12 protein-coding genes are annotated in these 16,207 nt (G+C 58.4%); all 12 read left to right on the top strand.

Translation table 11 applies throughout. From position 1 onward, the window contains the following. The first annotated feature begins 156 nt into the window (after window positions 1-156). The 12 genes from E6C55_RS28395 to E6C55_RS28340 all read left to right on the top strand — a co-directional run bounded on the left by E6C55_RS28395 (window position 157) and on the right by E6C55_RS28340 (window position 15,966). Complete coding sequence (locus E6C55_RS28395) at window positions 157-609, top strand: UPF0158 family protein (protein ID WP_136373217.1); 453 nt, start codon at window positions 157-159, stop codon at window positions 607-609. 74 nt (window positions 610-683) lie between these two features. Continuing rightward, the gene (locus tag E6C55_RS28390) at window positions 684-1,220 is read left to right on the top strand and encodes a DUF6155 family protein (protein WP_136373216.1); all 537 of its coding nucleotides are present in this window, start codon (window positions 684-686) and stop codon (window positions 1,218-1,220) included. A 281-nt stretch (window positions 1,221-1,501) separates the two neighbouring features. Then, entirely contained in the window at window positions 1,502-3,097 is a 1,596-nt protein-coding gene (locus E6C55_RS28385; RefSeq protein WP_136373215.1) for a response regulator, read from the top strand. 14 nt (window positions 3,098-3,111) lie between these two features. Continuing rightward, on the top strand, window positions 3,112-4,860 hold the full coding sequence (locus tag E6C55_RS28380) for a cache domain-containing sensor histidine kinase (protein WP_136373214.1): 1,749 nt from the start codon (window positions 3,112-3,114) through the stop codon (window positions 4,858-4,860). Window positions 4,861-4,942: 82 nt separating this feature from the next. Continuing rightward, window positions 4,943-6,208: a sialidase family protein gene (locus E6C55_RS28375; protein ID WP_136373213.1), complete on the top strand. Its 1,266-nt coding sequence runs from the start codon at window positions 4,943-4,945 to the stop codon at window positions 6,206-6,208. A 16-nt stretch (window positions 6,209-6,224) separates the two neighbouring features. Then, window positions 6,225-7,184: an ABC transporter permease gene (locus tag E6C55_RS28370; protein ID WP_136373212.1), complete on the top strand. Its 960-nt coding sequence runs from the start codon at window positions 6,225-6,227 to the stop codon at window positions 7,182-7,184. Between the two features lie 36 nt (window positions 7,185-7,220). Continuing rightward, on the top strand, window positions 7,221-8,081 hold the full coding sequence (locus E6C55_RS28365) for a carbohydrate ABC transporter permease (RefSeq protein WP_136373211.1): 861 nt from the start codon (window positions 7,221-7,223) through the stop codon (window positions 8,079-8,081). Between the two features lie 130 nt (window positions 8,082-8,211). Beyond that, window positions 8,212-9,783, top strand: a complete 1,572-nt coding sequence (locus tag E6C55_RS28360) for an extracellular solute-binding protein (RefSeq protein WP_136373210.1) — start codon at window positions 8,212-8,214, stop codon at window positions 9,781-9,783. A gap of 46 nt (window positions 9,784-9,829) precedes the next feature. Next, window positions 9,830-12,340 carry an endo-1,4-beta-xylanase gene (locus E6C55_RS28355; protein ID WP_136373209.1) on the top strand — a complete coding sequence of 837 codons (2,511 nt, stop codon included), beginning with the start codon at window positions 9,830-9,832 and terminating at the stop codon, window positions 12,338-12,340. A gap of 31 nt (window positions 12,341-12,371) precedes the next feature. Beyond that, window positions 12,372-14,171 carry an exo-alpha-sialidase gene (locus E6C55_RS28350; protein WP_136373208.1) on the top strand — a complete coding sequence of 600 codons (1,800 nt, stop codon included), beginning with the start codon at window positions 12,372-12,374 and terminating at the stop codon, window positions 14,169-14,171. Next, window positions 14,168-15,166 carry a sugar phosphate isomerase/epimerase family protein gene (locus E6C55_RS28345; RefSeq protein WP_136373207.1) on the top strand — a complete coding sequence of 333 codons (999 nt, stop codon included), beginning with the start codon at window positions 14,168-14,170 and terminating at the stop codon, window positions 15,164-15,166. Before E6C55_RS28350 ends, E6C55_RS28345 begins: the two co-directional genes overlap by 4 nt. Beyond that, a complete protein-coding gene (locus tag E6C55_RS28340) occupies window positions 15,163-15,966 on the top strand; it encodes a M55 family metallopeptidase (RefSeq protein WP_136373206.1) in 804 nt (267 codons plus the stop codon). Before E6C55_RS28345 ends, E6C55_RS28340 begins: the two co-directional genes overlap by 4 nt. The last annotated feature ends 241 nt before the right edge of the window (window positions 15,967-16,207 follow it).

The raw sequence follows: 16,207 nt of genomic DNA, 5'->3' as shown, positions 1-16,207 counted from the left end.
GCGGCTCAGTGCACACGATGAGATGACCCGTCATATCCAACGCTCCAAGAGTGGACAGCCTAAAACCTAATGATTCTGATAAGTAAATAAACCGAATGAGACCGCAATTACGTCATTTGCGACTCTTCGGTTTTTTGTTATAGAGGAGATGTATGGATGAAGGAAATGAGATTGACCGGGGAGCAGCTAGGAATGATAGTCGCTTCTTACGATATGCATTTCGATGAACTGGATGATTTTCTTAACATCGAGACAGGTGAAGTGGTGAGCTTGCGAATGGATCACAGGGATGAGGAGGAAGAGGAGTTAAGCGAGATCATTGAAGAAGGCTTCGGCGAAGTCTACTTCCGAGTTCCGAAGCGCGAGTCGAGCGAGGGTTACAACGACATGGAAGAGTTCGCAGACACGGTTGCGGATCGGCGATTGCAGTCTGCATTGTTCCGTGCTTTGAGCGGAGGGCGCGGAGTGTTCCGACGATTCAAGGATGCATTGTCCGCCGATAGCCGGGAATTGGAGCGGTACTATCGATTCGTTGAGGAACGGAACCTGGTGCGTATTCTGGATTGGCTGGAGTCGATCGATGTGAAGATCGTTCTGGTAGAAGGGTGAGTGGGAGGCGAGTCTGAAGAGGGCGTCCTCTCTGAAGTATGGATAGATTCAGTTGCGATTGCGAGGAACGGCATATGAAGCTGAACAAAGTAACACTGAAGAGACATCTGAAGCAAATGAATCAAGAGCAGCTTGCCGAACTTGTTGTGGAGTGCTTCGGAATTCACAAGGATGTTGAACGCTTCGTCAGCGTCAAGCTGCTGGGCCAAGAAGCGGCGGAAGCGTTATTCCCTGAGTATCGCAAGAAAGTCGTGGATCAGTTTTTCCCTGAGAGAGGCTATGGCAAGCTGAAGTTAAAAGAAGCGAAGAAGGCAATTCATGATTTCAACAAACTGACCGGGGATTCGAAACGCGCGCTCGAGCTGAAATTCGTCTATGTCGAGAATGGCATCGAGTTCACCAGGGCTTACGGTGATATAGATGAGCGATTCTATAACAGTGTTGAATCGGTCTTTAGCGACATCGTACGCGAGATTAATGACAGCGATTCGGAAGAGCTATTCAAGCAGTATGAAGAACGCATTCACAACATTCTCGAGCGTTCTGCCGGAACAGGCTGGGGCTTCAACGAGTCTCTGTACGATGCATATTCCGAATTGTCATGGGTTTAGGGGGGCGATATGAGCAAGATAAGAGCTGTTCGACGCACGCGACCTGACGGACAGGTCAATCCAATTCACAATAAAAGCCGTATGAATCGAGAGGTTCACGTACGGTTCTGTGAGAGCCTGAAGGCGAATCTCCTTCGGGCTATTGAAGTTGTTCCGCATGAAGACTCGAGCGGTCATTCACTAAATAAACCCCGCTTTAATTTAAACCCTTCGTCTTTTCTCCTTGTCCTTCCTTCATATACAATAAAACTATTTTAAAGAAGCACGGGGAGGGAACGCGAATGGCGAACGAGCTTGTCGTCGACATTCTGATCGTCGAGGACGAATTCGGCGTCCTGCAAGGAATGAAAAACGCGATCGAACGCTCCGGCTTGCCGTTCGGCCGAATATACGCGGTCGGCAGCGCAGAAGACGCGGAATCCATTATGCGCGCCAAGCTTCCCCAAATTATCGTTACCGATATCGTTCTGCCGCGACGCTCCGGCCTCGACTTGCTGGAGGCCGTCAAGGGTACTTCGAAATACGATCCCAAAGTCATCGTAGTCAGCAGCTACAACGAATTCGAATATGCGCGCCGCAGCCTGCTGCTCGGCGCGATCGATTATATGCTCAAGCCCTTCGAGATGAACGATCTGGTCGCCAAGCTGGCGACGGTGGCGCAGCATCTGACGGAGGAGCACAACCTGCGTCATCGACACCGAATCAATGAGGAACGGGCACGCGTCGGCCATAAAGTCATGCGCAACGAGCATCTCCTCGGCTACTGTACCGAGAAGACGATGCTGCAGGAGCACATCTATCATTTTCTGCAGCTGTGGGATCTGGAATGGCTGACGACCTCGAAGTACCGGGTCATCGCGTTCGATACGGACAGCGAGCTGCCCGAACACGATAAGGAGGCGCAGCTAAGGCTGTTCTCGATCGGCAATATCTCGGAGGAGACGGTCGAGCGCCGGCCGTTCTCTTGCTTGTTCAGCAATTGGCAGCATCGATGGGTTGTCCTGACGGCGCTGCGCGATTACGACGATCTGGTGCGGGAGCTTCGGGAGAACGTTCAAAGCTATCATCGTCTGGGGCTGCGCTTCGGCATATCCGCCGCGGTGTTCTCGTTCCAATCGTTATCGGATGCGTATCATCAAGCCTTGGCCGCTCTTCATCGCGCAACGCTGGAGGACGAGCCAGAACAGCACTATGAAGACCTGGAGCAGGAAGAGACGGCGAGCGAGGATATCGACGAACAGTGCGCGGCCGCCGTACTGGACGCCGATCCGAAGCGGCTCGCGGCGTGCGTGCACGACAAGGTCGAGCAGTTGATTCGGGAGCAGGGGGCCGCTTCCCGCCGGCCGCTCGGACAGGCTTGTCTCGATTGGCTCGTTCAGTTGCAAACCTCGATCCAGGAGCGCACTGGTCTCATGTTTAATCATATCCCGCTGTCTCTGTGGGAACGGCTCGATCGGTTTGAAAGCGTTTCAAGTCTGAAAAGCGACATCGTGGACTATTTGCTTCCCTTCAGCGAGGAGCTCGCTCGGCGGTTGTCGCCGCCCGAATCGGAGCGCGCAGGCAATGCATGGATCGAGCAAGCCAAGCGCGCGATCGACGAGATGGATGCAGCCGACATCTCGCTGCATGCGGTCGCGGAACGGCTCCTCCTGCATCCGGTCTGGCTCAGCCAATTGTTCAAGAAGGAGACAGGACGAACGTTCTCGGAGTACCTGATCGATTGGCGGTTGAACAAGGCGAAGCTTCTCTTAAAAGAAAGTCCGCTTAAAATATACGAAATCGCCGAGAAGGTTGGGTATCAGGACCTGCAGCACTTCGGCAAGCTGTTCAAGAAAAGGGTTGGCGTGTCGCCGAAGGAATATCGATTCGGCAGATAGCGAAGGGGGCTCGTATGAAAGGACTCAAGCTATACGCTCGATTGAGCCTCATGCTGCTGCTCGCCGTGATCGTCCCGACGAGCGTCATCGGTTATGTCTCCTATCACCAATCCTACCGCCAGCTCCAGAATGTCACCGAGAGCTTCCTGCAGGACAACGTCGCGCATAACGCGAACCGGATGAACGAGATGATGGCGGAGATCCGCCATGAGTCGGACAAGCTGATCGGCTCCGAGGAGACCAGGCGGATCCTCAAGGCGATACCCGGCGACCGTCGAAGCGACTACGATCTGCTGCAGCGCCTTAACCGGGAGATCGATAATCTGCACAGCGACTACACGATCCGCGTATATCCCGCCGAGCCGGACAGGTCCCTCTATCTCTCTCAGGGAGCGACGGGACGCGAGGCTTGGTTCAAGCAGGCGCTCGCGCAGGAAGGGACGGGCTTCTGGCTCGCCGTGCCGGGGGAGGTCAGCAAGCGGTCCTACGAGCTGTGGTATGTGCGGCCGCTCAGAGACTTCCCTATTCTGCGGACGATCGGCGTCATCGTCATCCGCCTGCCCAGCTACGCGATGGAGAATCGTCTTGTGGCCCCGAGCAGGCAGAACGTCGTCGGCTTGTACGTCCAGGACGAGCAAGGTGCGACGATTATGTCTTCGGCGAGAAACATGCCGGAGGAGTTGCCGTTCTCGTATACGAAAGTGTCCGGGGAGATGCGCAATTATAAAGCGGACAACGAGACAGTGTATTACGCGGCATCGCGGGCGCTCGAGAACGAGAACTGGACGCTTGTCGAGGCGTTGCCCGAGAACGAGCTGATGGGACCGGTCGAGCGGATCAAGCTGTTTACCATGCTGTCCGTTACGGTCGGTCTTGTCGTCATGGGCGTTCTGATGCTGCTCATTACGCGCAGCGTCAGCCGTCCGCTCCGGGCGCTGGCGCTTCATATGCGGCGTATGCTGCTCGGGGAGCTGAACGACTTTACCGGACACACGGGCCGCAGCGATGAGATCGGGTACCTGGTGATCGGCTTCAACGCGATGATCCGCGGCATGAGAGAGAACATCGAGCGAATCCGAGGCATTGAAGAAGAGAAGCGCACGCTTGAGCTAAACACGCTTATTCATCAGATCAACCCCCACTTTCTGTACAATACGATGAATGCGATCAAATCGAGAGCCGAGCAGGCGAACGAGCGGACGATCGTCCAGATGGTGACCTCACTATCCGAGTTGCTCCGGTACAGCATCCATGCCTCGGGAGAATTGACCACGCTCGAGAGAGAACTCGCCCACGTTCAAAATTATCTGAGCATCGAGCAGCAGCGTACGAGCGAGTCGTTTACGGTGCTGTTCCAGGTGCAGCCTTCGCTGCTGCGCCTCCGCTATATGAAGCTGACGATTCAGCCGATCGCCGAGAATGCCGTGAAATACGCGATGAAGCAGCAGGAGGACGGGGATGGGAAAATATTGATCAGTGTTTATCGCGAAGCGAATCGTCTCCTGTGTGTTGTCGAGGACAACGGGCCTGGCACCGAGCTCGACCTGGCCGCTCACTTCAAAGAAATGGAGAAAGCGGAGCAGGGCCGGGATTCGGGCGTCGGCCTGTACAATGTGGACCGCCGCCTGAAGCTGAGGTACGGACCTGAATACGGCATCGCGCTGCAGCGCCGGACCGAAGGAGGGTGCCGAGTGACAATCGTGCATCCGGTACTGGAGGGCGATGAAGCCGCTCCTTCTTGCGATACCCCCCGCAAACCTTAACGCAGTCCTGTTTATTTGCGCGCTCGCCCGTTCTTATACTGGATGAGAAACGACAAGATCAGCAGAGCGAGGAGCGTTGGCAATGGAGAACGAACAGATGGGCCCCGGCGGCATTCGGGTCAGGGAGTGGGAGCGAAGCAAGCCGGATATCGTCGTATTTGTCCCCGAGGAGGATCGATATGTCGGAGACAACGAGCACTTCCTGGTGTTCCGGGCTGCGAACGGAGATTGGCTGGCCTTGTGGACCCAGAGCTCCGTCGAAGGTTACGGGGATAATCATCTCGTCTTATCCCGCAGCCGCGACCAGGTTGGCTGGGAGCAGCCGAGGACGCTTGCCGGCAGTCATCCGGGGCAGATCGGGGGACAGGCGAGCTGGGGCTTCCCGATCGTGACCGACAAGGGAAGAATCTATATTTTCTATACGAAGGACATCGGCATTCCGGATCTGGATTCGCAAACGAACGGCGAGATGGGCGTGCTCTACTCGGACGATCACGGCGTCACCTTCCGGGCCGACGCGTCGATTCCGATCCCGCGCAACCGCTACGATCACCCGGACGAGCGAGTGCCGCGCAACTGGATCGTCTGGCAGAAGCCGATTCGGGATTCGCGGGGACGCCGCATCGTCGGCGTGACGCAGTGGAGCAGCCCCGCATCGTCCCCTCCTCCGCCCAAGGGCTGGTACAGCCGCGATTCGCGCGCGATGTTCCTGCGATTCGACAATATCGACGAACACCCGGATTCGTCCCGGCTGAGCGTCGCCTGGCTGCCCGGTACAGGGCTGGGACTCGAGGTGCCGTATCCCGGGAGAGCGGACATCTCGGTGGCGCAGGAGCCTTCCGTCGCGCTGCTGCCCGACGGAAGGCTGTTTGCCGTCATGCGCACGTTCACCGGGTTTATCTGGTATGCGCTCTCTGGCGACGACGGGGAGACGTGGACCGCGCCGCGTCCGCTGCGCTATCGGGACGGGGGCGATCCGATCATGCAGCCGATCGCCTCTTGTCCGTTGTTCGAGCTGGAGAACGGCGCGTATCTGCTCGTCTTCCACAATAACGACGGGCATGTCAACGGCTTCGAGCCGCATCATGCGCTGCGCAACCGGCGACCCGCTTATGTGAGCCTTGGCGTCTACCGGTCGGAGGACGAGCAGCCGATCCGGTTCTCGGAGCCGCATCTGTGTGCCGACAATGACGACGTGATCGCGGGACCGAAGAAGACGAGCGAGATCGCCACCTATCCAAGCTTGACGCAGGCAGAGGGGCGCACCGTGCTCTGGTATCCGGATCGCAAATATTACTTGCTCGGCAAGGTCATTCCCGATGAGTGGCTGCAGCCCGCGGCCGAATGAGAAAGGAGTGGAACGCATGTCCGGAACGAGCGCCGGCCTGACCGGCCGAGAGACTGTCTCCATTCGCGGCGAGGGAACGCTGTCGAGCCGCATCAGACGCCATCGGTGGCTATACGTATTGCTGCTGCCGACTCTCGCGTACTTCTTTATGTTCAGTATTTTGCCGTATTACGGCCTCAGCATCGCATTCAAGGACTTTTCCCCGTTCGTTGGCATTGCGGACAGCAAGTGGGTCGGTCTGAAGCACTTTCGACGGCTCTTCGTCGAGAGCCCCGATTTTTACCGGCTGCTTCGCAATACGCTGCTCATTCACTTGTACAAGCTGATCTTCGGCTTCCCGGTTCCGATCCTGTTCGCGCTGCTGCTTAACGAGGTGCGCAAGTCGTTCTTCAAGCGCTTCGTTCAGACGGTCACCTATTTCCCGCATTTTCTGTCATGGGTCATCTACGGCGGCATCGTCGTCAACTTCCTGACACCGACCGGCGTCATCAACTCGACCTTCGATTCGCTCGGCATGGAGCCGATGAACTTTCTGACGGATACGGGCCTGTTCCGGCCGATTATCGTGGCCACCTCCATTATGAAGGACTTCGGCTGGAGCGCCATCATCTATCTGGCGGCTCTCTCGGGCCTCAATCCGGAGCTGTACGACTCCGCGAAGGTGGACGGGGCGAACCGTTACCATCAATTGCGTTACGTGACGCTTCCGGGCATTATGCCGATGATCTCGCTCATGCTCATTATCAACCTGAGCAATATTCTGGACGCCGGCTTCGAGCAAATTTACGTGATGATGAATCCGTCGGTGTACGCTGTCGGCGACATTATCGATACGTACGTGTACCGGATGGGACTCGAGATGGGACAATTCAGCCTGGCGACAGCGGTCGGTCTGTTCAAGGGCGTGATCGGCTTCCTGCTTGTGGTGAGCGCCAACAGCTTGCTGCGCAGGCTTGGCCAGCGTTCGATATGGTAATCGGCCGACATTGGCCAGAGAGGAGAGAAGCAAGCCTTGCAGAAAACAAATGCTTATGATTATGGGATCTACTTGCTGCTGGCGATCGCCTGTGTCATTACGATCGTCCCCGTGCTTCACGTGCTGTCCGTCAGCCTCAGCGAGCCGCAAGCCGTCTATCGCTCCAATCTGATGCTGTATCCGCGGCAGCTGTCGTGGGATGCCTACCAATACGTCTTTGCCACCCCGACCTTGGTTCGCGCCTTCGGCATTACCGTATTCATCACGGTCGTCGGGACGATGCTCAACCTGCTGTTCACCATTACCGGCGCATATGCGTTATCCAAGCGAACGCTGCCGGGTCTGTCCTTCTTCATGATTCTCGTCATCGTCGTCATGAACTTCAATGCGGGCCTCATTCCGGGTTACTTGAACGTGAAGAGTCTTGGACTGCTGAACAGCGTGTGGGCGATGATTCTGCCGGGCGTTGTCAATGCGTTTAATTTGATTCTGATGCGCAATTTCTTCATGGACCTTCCGGAGGAGATCGAGGAGGCGGCGAAGATCGACGGCTGCAGCGATCTGGCGCTTATCTTCCGTATTGTTATCCCGATCTCGCTGCCCGCGATTGCGACGATCGGTCTCTTCTACGGCGTTGCCCACTGGAACGAATTTTTTAAAGGACTCTTCTACATTACCGACAATCGGCTGTGGCCGCTGCAGGTGCTGCTGAAGACGATCGTCTTCGACAACAACCTGAACTCGCTGGTCGGCGCCAATACGTCGGACATTCTCATTGAACCGGCGAATGTTCAGGCGGCTTCGATCGTGTTCGCGACCGTGCCGATCGTGATCGTCTATCCGTTCCTTCAAAAGCATTTTGTGAAAGGGATCGTCATGGGAGCGGTAAAGGGCTGAGCGCTCACGCTGTGCGATCCAAACTTGCGATAACAAGGGGAAAAGTTAAAGGAGCCTTGTATTCTCTTATTCGTGATACCGCTATCATTAGGCTCGTATCAACCACTCACCAAAGGAGGATTTGATTGGCATGATTAACCGAATCAAAAAAGGCATGGGGGCAACAACCGGCATCGTGATGGCGGCCGCGCTAGTGACGGGCTGCAGCGGTTCCGGAGACGAAGGCTCGTCGTCTACCGCATCCAACGCAGGTGCGACAGCGACGTCGTCCGAACGTCCGACCATATCAGTGATCAAACCGCTCTACTCCAGCCACGTATACTTTCCGGATTCCGGGCTGGAGAAGATCATCGAGGACGAATTGAATATCAATCTCCAGTATGAGACGCCGCCGAGCGGAGACTACAAGACGGTGCTCAACGTGAAGCTGGCAGGCGGCGATATTCCTGACATTGTGGCGACGATGAGCCCGGGAGACTCGGAGCACAATGCGCTGATCTCGCAAGGTGTCTTCCTCCCGCTGGACGATTATCTGGAGAAGTTTCCGAAGCTGAAGGAGAGCTTCAGCGAGGAGATCTGGGATCTGATGCGCAGTCCGACGGACGGGAAGATCTACGGCGTGCCCTGGCTTCGCGACCGGGGCGGCTCGGGCATCTTCATCCGCAAGGACTGGCTCGACAAGCTCGGCCTCAGCGAGCCGAAGACGCTCGACGAGCTGTATGACGTGCTCGTCGCGTTCCGCGACAAGGACCCGGACGGCAACGGCGCCAAGGATACGATCCCGCTCGCGTTCCGCGACAACAACCTGAGCACGATCTATCCGTTCGTCACGTTGTTCGGCGGCAATCCGGGCTGGTATCCGGAGTCTAGCGATCCGAACAAGCTTGTGTTCGGACAGGTGCAGCCGGAGATGGCGGAGATGCTGGCTTATCTGAACACGCTGCGCCAGGAAGGGCTGATCGACCCGGATCTGTTGATCGGCAATACGCTCGGACTGGATAAGTTCAAGGCCGGCACTGCCGGCGTTCTGGTCGGTACGCTCGGGGACTTCCGCCAGATGGTCGAGAGCACGACGATGAAGGCCGTCATCCTGGACCCGATCACGAACGGAGATCAGGTCTGGAAGCTGGCCCTTCCGGCGCTGCCTGTCTCGCGCACGAACCAGATCTCCGCCAAGTCTCAGAATCCGGAAGCGGCGCTGCGTTACCTGGAATATCAGGTGACGGATGGCTTCGATTATATTCAATACGGGGTAGAGGGCAAGACCTACAGCGTAGAGAACGGCGTCAAGATTCCGTTTGCCGAAGACAAGAAGGACAACAACTACAATACGACAACCGGTCTGGAGCTGCTGCAGCCGGAATGGCTGTTCTCCGATACGGAGAAATTCACGAAGTTCGTCTCGGTCGACAGCGCCAACTACATGCTGGGCAAAATCGACAATTATGAGAAAAACATCGCTTTCGATTATTTGCGCACCAACATCGTATTTCCGTATCGCAATGAGGTCTGGTCGCAGCTGGACACGATCTTGAAGGAAGGATACACCAAGATGATTGTCGATAAAAACGCCGATCCGATGGCGATCTTCGAGGAGACGGTGGAGAAATGGAAGGCTGCCGGCGGCACGAAGGTCATCGACGAGGCGAATGAGCTGCAGGAGGACAAATCGGCTCCGACCTATCGTTATCAGAAGAAGTAAGCGGTCAGAACGGTAAAGGAAGCGAGAATGAATGGAGGAATGAACGTTGAGGAGATCGATTCGCAGCTGGCTGACGGGCTTGTCGGCCGTACTCCTGTTGTTGCCGCCGCTTATGGGCGGCGCGCCGCGATTCGCGTCGGCCGATCCGCTGCCGACGGCTGTCGTGGAGGAGGACTTCGAAGCCGGAACGCTCGGCGCCGCGCCGAGCGGCTGGAGTCTGCCGGCGGCAGCCGACGGCTACGCGGAGATCGCGGACAAGATCGGCTTTCCCGGAGAGAAGGCGCTTAAGCTGGTGAAGAACGGCGCTTCGTCGAACTTCACGGAATTCCGCAAGGATATGCCGAGCCGCTCGCTGCCGTTCACGGTTGCGTACGATTATATGCTCGACGCAGGCTCCGCGCGGGAGCTGTGGTTCGACGCCGATAATACGGCGGCTTTCCCTTACGCGCTGGGTTACGAGCTCAGCTATGCGTATCCCGGCAGCGTCAAGGTGCCGATCGGCAGCATGCTGACGACGAATCCGCTGGATGATCTGTCGCTCGTCAAGGGAGCCTGGTATGCCATTCAACTGCAGATCGATCCGGCGAACAAGACATACGATCTGTACATCGATCATCAACTGGCGCTGGACGGCATGTCGTTCCGCAACGAGGCGAAGTCGTTCCTGACGCAGCTTACGTTCTGGTTCGACGCTACGGCAGCCGATAGTACAGCCTATATCGACGACCTGACGATCTACGACGGCCTGCTGCCGGAGCCGGAGCCGCTGCCGGTCTATGAGCCGACGGATGCCCTCCCGACCGGCGGGGCGGACGTGGTCGCTCCGGACGATATGAGCCCGTTTGTCCTGATGGGCGACGCTTCGGAGGATGGCGACAGCGCGCTGGAGGCGGTCTACGGCATGCCGTTCTCGACTGCGCTGCAGGCGCAGACGTACACCGAACCGCCGACGACGTTCGATCTGCAGCTCCAGGCGGTTAATTCGGGTTCGATCGGGGCGGGGGATACGATTGTCTATCGTTTCTACGTCAGAAGCTTGTCCGGCGACGGCGCGCAGACGCAGGCGCTGCTGGAGAAGAACGGCACGCCGTACACCAAGTCGTTAATGGAGGGCGTGCGTGTCAAGCCGGATTGGCAATTGATCCAGTTCTCCGCGCGATCCCTGGGCGACTATGCTCCCGGCGAGGCGAACGTCATCTTCCGTCTGGGCTTCGAGCCGCAGACGATCCAGATCGGCGGTGTGCAGGTCGTCAACTACCATCAGCAATACAAGCCGGAGCAATTCGTCCAGTACGATGTGTTCGCAGACAAGTCGGTGCCGCCGTACGAAGGGGCGGAGCCGGATGCGGACTGGCGGGCGGACGCCGCCGCACGCATCGAGCAATACCGGAAGGGCGACCTGCAGGTGACGGTACTGGACGCGAACGGCGATCCGTATCCGAACGCGTCGGTTGACGTGGAGATGAAGCGGCACGCGTTCTCTTTCGGCACGTCGGTGAACGACGATTTTCTGAGCAATCCCTCATCGGCTGCCGATCTCGCGAACTATCAATATTATGTCGAGCAGTTATTCAACAGCGCCGTCATCGAGAACAACATGAAGGGGCATCGCTACAATCTGCCGGGCAAGGCGGAGCAGGTGGACGACGCGTTAGATTGGCTGGAGGGCGAAGGGTTCGCATTGCGCGGCCACAATCTGATCTGGCAAGAATGGAATTGGTCGCCCCCTTCCTTCGAAGCGGCGAAGACGGCGCCGGAGACGCTGCGCCAGACCGTGCGCGATTACGTAACCGCAATGGCGGGGACGTTCGCGGGTCGCGTGGACGAATGGGACGTCATCAACGAACCGCTCGATCACCATGCGCTGACCGATATTCTGGGCATGCCGGAGATGGCCGAATGGGTGAAGGCGGCGCGCGCCGCCGATCCGGACGCGCTGATGTACGTGAACGAGTACGACATCGGGGAAGAGCCGGTGAACTACCACTATTGGGACGAGAAGCGCAGCACCCTCGTTCAACTGCTGGAGGATCTGGCAGACGAGGGAGCGCCCATCGACGGTATCGGCTTGCAAGGGCATTACAAGGAAAATCTGCTCCCGCCGGAAGAGCTGTATGAGGTGCTCGAGCAATTCGCAGACGTCGTGCCGCATATCAAGGGTACGGAATTCGATGTCAACATCACGGATGAAGAGGTGCAGGCGCAGTATCTGCACGATTATATGACAATTATGTTCAGTCATCCGCAGGTCGACGGTATCTTGATATGGGGCTTCTGGGACGGCATGCACTATGCCAACAATGCCCCGATCTTCCGCAGAGACTGGAGCCTCAAGCCGTCCGGAGAGGCCTTTATGGATCTGGTCTTCGATCAATGGTGGACCTCTGAGAATGGCGAGACCGACGCCTGCGGCGATTATACGACGAGAGGCTTCCTCGGCGATTACGAGGTGACGGTCGAGGCGGGCGGCGAGACGAAGACGGTGTCCCTGGTGCTGGAAGCCGGCGGTACAGACATCGTTGTCCAGTTGGATACGGCGACGGTGCCCGATAGGTAACAACAACATTAGCGGGTAAGGATGGGTGAAGATGGAAGCATCGGTATCGGAGAGAGAGACGGATAAGCGCTGGCTGCCGCTCGGATCGGAGATTCCGAAGGAATTTTATTGCGATCAGCCATACGTGGTCGTAACGAAGGACGGCAGTTGGCTGTGCGTGCTGACGACGGGAAAGGGCGTGGAGGGGGAGCCGGGGCAGCATGCGGTGTCCACCATAAGCCGCGACCAGGGCAAATCCTGGACGCCGCTGACCGATATCGAGCCGGCGGACGGCCCCGAATCCTCCTGGGTCATGCCGCTTGTCGTGCCGAGCGGGAGAATCTATGCCTTCTACACGTACAACGGCGACAATCAGCGGACGGTGCTCGATGACGGAGGGCAACAGATCCGGCGGGTGGATACGCTTGGACAGATGGCTTTCAAATATTCCGACGATCACGGCCGGAGCTGGTCGGATCGCCGGTACGTCGTTCCGATTCGCGGGATGGAGATCGACCGCCGCAATCCGTATCGGGGCAGCGTCCAGTTTTTCTGGGGTGTCGGCAAGCCTTGCATACACGAGAACGACGTCTACATCGGTCTGGCGAAGGTCGGCGGCTTCGGCGTCGGGTTCATGACAAGCTCGGAGGGTGTCTTCCTCAAGAGCAACAACCTTCTGCACGAGTCCGACCCGGAGCGGATCAAGTGGGAGACGTTGCCGGACGGGGATCGCGGCATCCGGGCCCCGCTCGGACCGATCGCCGACGAGCATAACTGCGTGGGCATGGGCGACGGCTCGCTGTATTGCACGTTTCGCACGATCGAAGGCCATAACGGGGCGGCGTACAGTCGTGATGGCGGCCATACGTGGACGGAGCAGGACTATGCCCGGTATACGCCGGGAGGGAGAGCGATCAAGCATCCGCGGGCGGCGAACTTCGTCCGCCGATTCAGCAACGGTCATTATCTCATGTGGTTCCACAATCATGGGCGGAGTTGGCTCGACAATCCGGTCGAGGCATACAAGAATCGCAACCCGGCCTGGATTTGCGGCGGCGTGGAGCGGGACGGCCACATCGTCTGGTCGCAGCCGGAGATCGTGCTGTACGACGACGATCTCGATACACGGATCAGTTATCCGGACTTTATCGAGGACGACGGACGGTACTTCATCACGGAAACACAGAAAACGATCGCGCGCGTGCATCAAGTGGATAACGGGCTGCTTGAAGCGGTATGGAGCCAACACGAGCGGTGCGAGGTAGCGGAACGGGGGGCCAAGCTGTCGGTACGGACGACGGAGGGGGACGTCAGCGGACATGACTGGCCGCAGCGGCTGCCGCTCGGTCGCGGCGAGGGCTTCGCGCTCGATCTATGGCTGGACGTTCCCGATGCGTCCGCCGAGCCCGAGTTGTTGACGACGCCGATCGCGGATACGCGCGATCCGGGCGGGAGCGGAGTCGTCCTGACATGGGAGGCGGATCGCACGGTTCGTCTTCGCATGAACGACGGACGCTGCGAGACGAGCTGGAGCAGCGATCCGGGGGCGCTCGACGCGCCCGGGATGCATCATCTCGTCGTCAACGTGGATGCCGGTCCACGAGTTATTGTGTTTATCGTCGACGGGCAGCTTCTCGACGGGGGGACGGCGCGGCAGTTCGGATGGGGACGACTGCCCGCATCCATGAGTGAGCTTCGCAGTTCGGCACAGCTTCGTTTAGGCACGCCCTGGCAGCTCCGGATCGCGCAGTTGCGCCTGTACGACCGTTATCTGACCACGACGGAGGCAATAGGCAATTACCGCGCCGAGGTGTCCGTATTCGCGGCGGCGGCCGGGGAGGCGATACGATGAGCCAGGCTTGGCGCCATTCGTTTCGACTGGGCATTAATCATCACCTGCTCTTCCCTGCGTCGCTCGCGAATGCGGAGGCGCATCGAGCGACGCTGCCGGAGGTGCTGGGATACACCGAGTTCGAGCTTGTCGATATGATGAGCTGGGAGGATGGAGCGGCGCTGGAGCGTCAGCGGCGGCTCGTAGAGACTAGCGGCAAGGAGCCGATCTACAATTGTCCGCTGATGAATGCGCTCGGGCGCAATCCGCATAGTCCGGTCGAGGCGGAGCGGGAGGCGGCGCTTGCAGAGATGCAGAGTCATCTGCAACGGGCGAAGACGCTTGGCGCCCGGAAGGCCGTTATCGCGAGCGGTCCGAACGCGCCGGCGTCGCAACGGGATCGTCAGACCGAGCTGTTCGTCCGTTATGTGGCGGAGCTGTGCGGTCGGCATCCAGAGCTGACACTGATGATCGAGCCGTTCGATTCGTCCATCGGCAAAAATCTGCTGATCGGTCCGACACACGAGGCGGCCGACGTCGTGGAGCGGGTGCGCAGATTAGGCCTGGCCAACATCGGACTGCTGATCGACATGGGGCATGTGCCGCTCCAGGGGGAGACCTTCGGCGAAGCGCTGCGGGCGGCGGCGCCCTATATCGGGCATGTGCATCTTGGCAGTTGCATCATGCGCGATCCGGCGCATCCGCTGTATGGCGACAATCATCCGCCATGGGGCGATCCGCAGGGAGAGAACGACGTTCCGGAGGCGAGCCGGTTCCTGCGCGGGCTGCTCGAAGTCGGCTACTTGAAGGACGGGCCGGGGGCAGATACAGGGCAAGATGCGGGGCATTGCTCGGAGGATCGGACGCAGCTTCCTACGGTGACGCTGGAGATGCGGCCGTATACCGATCGAACGGAGCGGGATAGTGTGGAACGCTTCCTCGAGAAGCTTGACGACGCCTGGAGCCAAGCGACGGATACAACGATAATCGCGGAGCCGGGAGGGGAGCCGATATGAAATGGATGGTACGGGTCGACATGGAGGGAGTGACCGGAGTTGTTCGCATGAATCAGGTCATCCCCGGCGCGTCGGAATATTCGTTCGGACAGCGGATGATGATGCATGATCTGCACGCCTTGCTTGGCGGCCTGCTCCAGCGGCCGGAGGACGAGGTTGTACTCTACGATATTCATTTTTTCGGCACGAATATCGATCTGGAGGCATTGGGACCGAATGTGACGGCCATCTGCGGCAAGCCGCATTATACGCCCGACAACGGGAGCTTCGTCGACGAGAGCTTCGACGGCCTGATTCTTCTCGGCCTGCACGCCAAGGCGGGAATGCCGGATGCGCTGCTCGCCCATAGCTACGAGCACGATATCACGCATATGGATGTGAACGGGCTGGAGGTCGGGGAGATTGGGCTGGAGGCGCTGATGGCCGGCGAGTCCGGCGTGCCTCTGGTCATGGTCACAGCGGATTCCGAGGGAGCTGCCGAAGCCGAACGGCTCGTGCCGAACGTAGTCACGGCCGTGACCAAGCTGTCGCTCTCCGGCGAAGGGGCCGCCTGTTACCCGCCTAGTAGAACGGCGGAGCTGCTGCGGGCAGGCGCGATGGCTTGCGTGCAAGCGGTTAAGCATATTCGCCCGCTGTGCATCGAAGGGCCGATACGGCTGGAGATGCGTCTGAAGGAGGGGGATCTGCTCCGCAAGCTGCATGACCGCATACCGGAAGCCTTCCTGACGCCGAATCGGCTTGCGCTGAACGGAGACTCGGTCATCGAGGCGTGGCGGCAATACTTGACGGCAAAATCTTAGCCTGGAAAAGGGCAACGTGAAAATGTCGGAAGTTTCCTCGAAAGGGAGCCCCGAAAATCAAAGCAAGCAAAGTAAGCCGGCGCTGTGTTATTACACGGCCCGGCTTTACTTCTATAAGTGCGCCCGGCATGGGCGGTAACTAGGCGGTGCAAGTCCGCTACAGGCTTGGCAGTAGGAACTGTTAGCTGAAGGCAAGGGTGTCGGTCGCGAGGCCGAATCTGAAGGAAGCCGGAGGCAAACC

It is taken from the genome of Cohnella fermenti, from assembly GCF_004801405.1.
In the GTDB taxonomy this organism is placed as follows: domain Bacteria; phylum Bacillota; class Bacilli; order Paenibacillales; family Paenibacillaceae; genus Cohnella; species Cohnella fermenti.
This window is presented reverse-complemented; position numbering and strand designations above follow the sequence as displayed.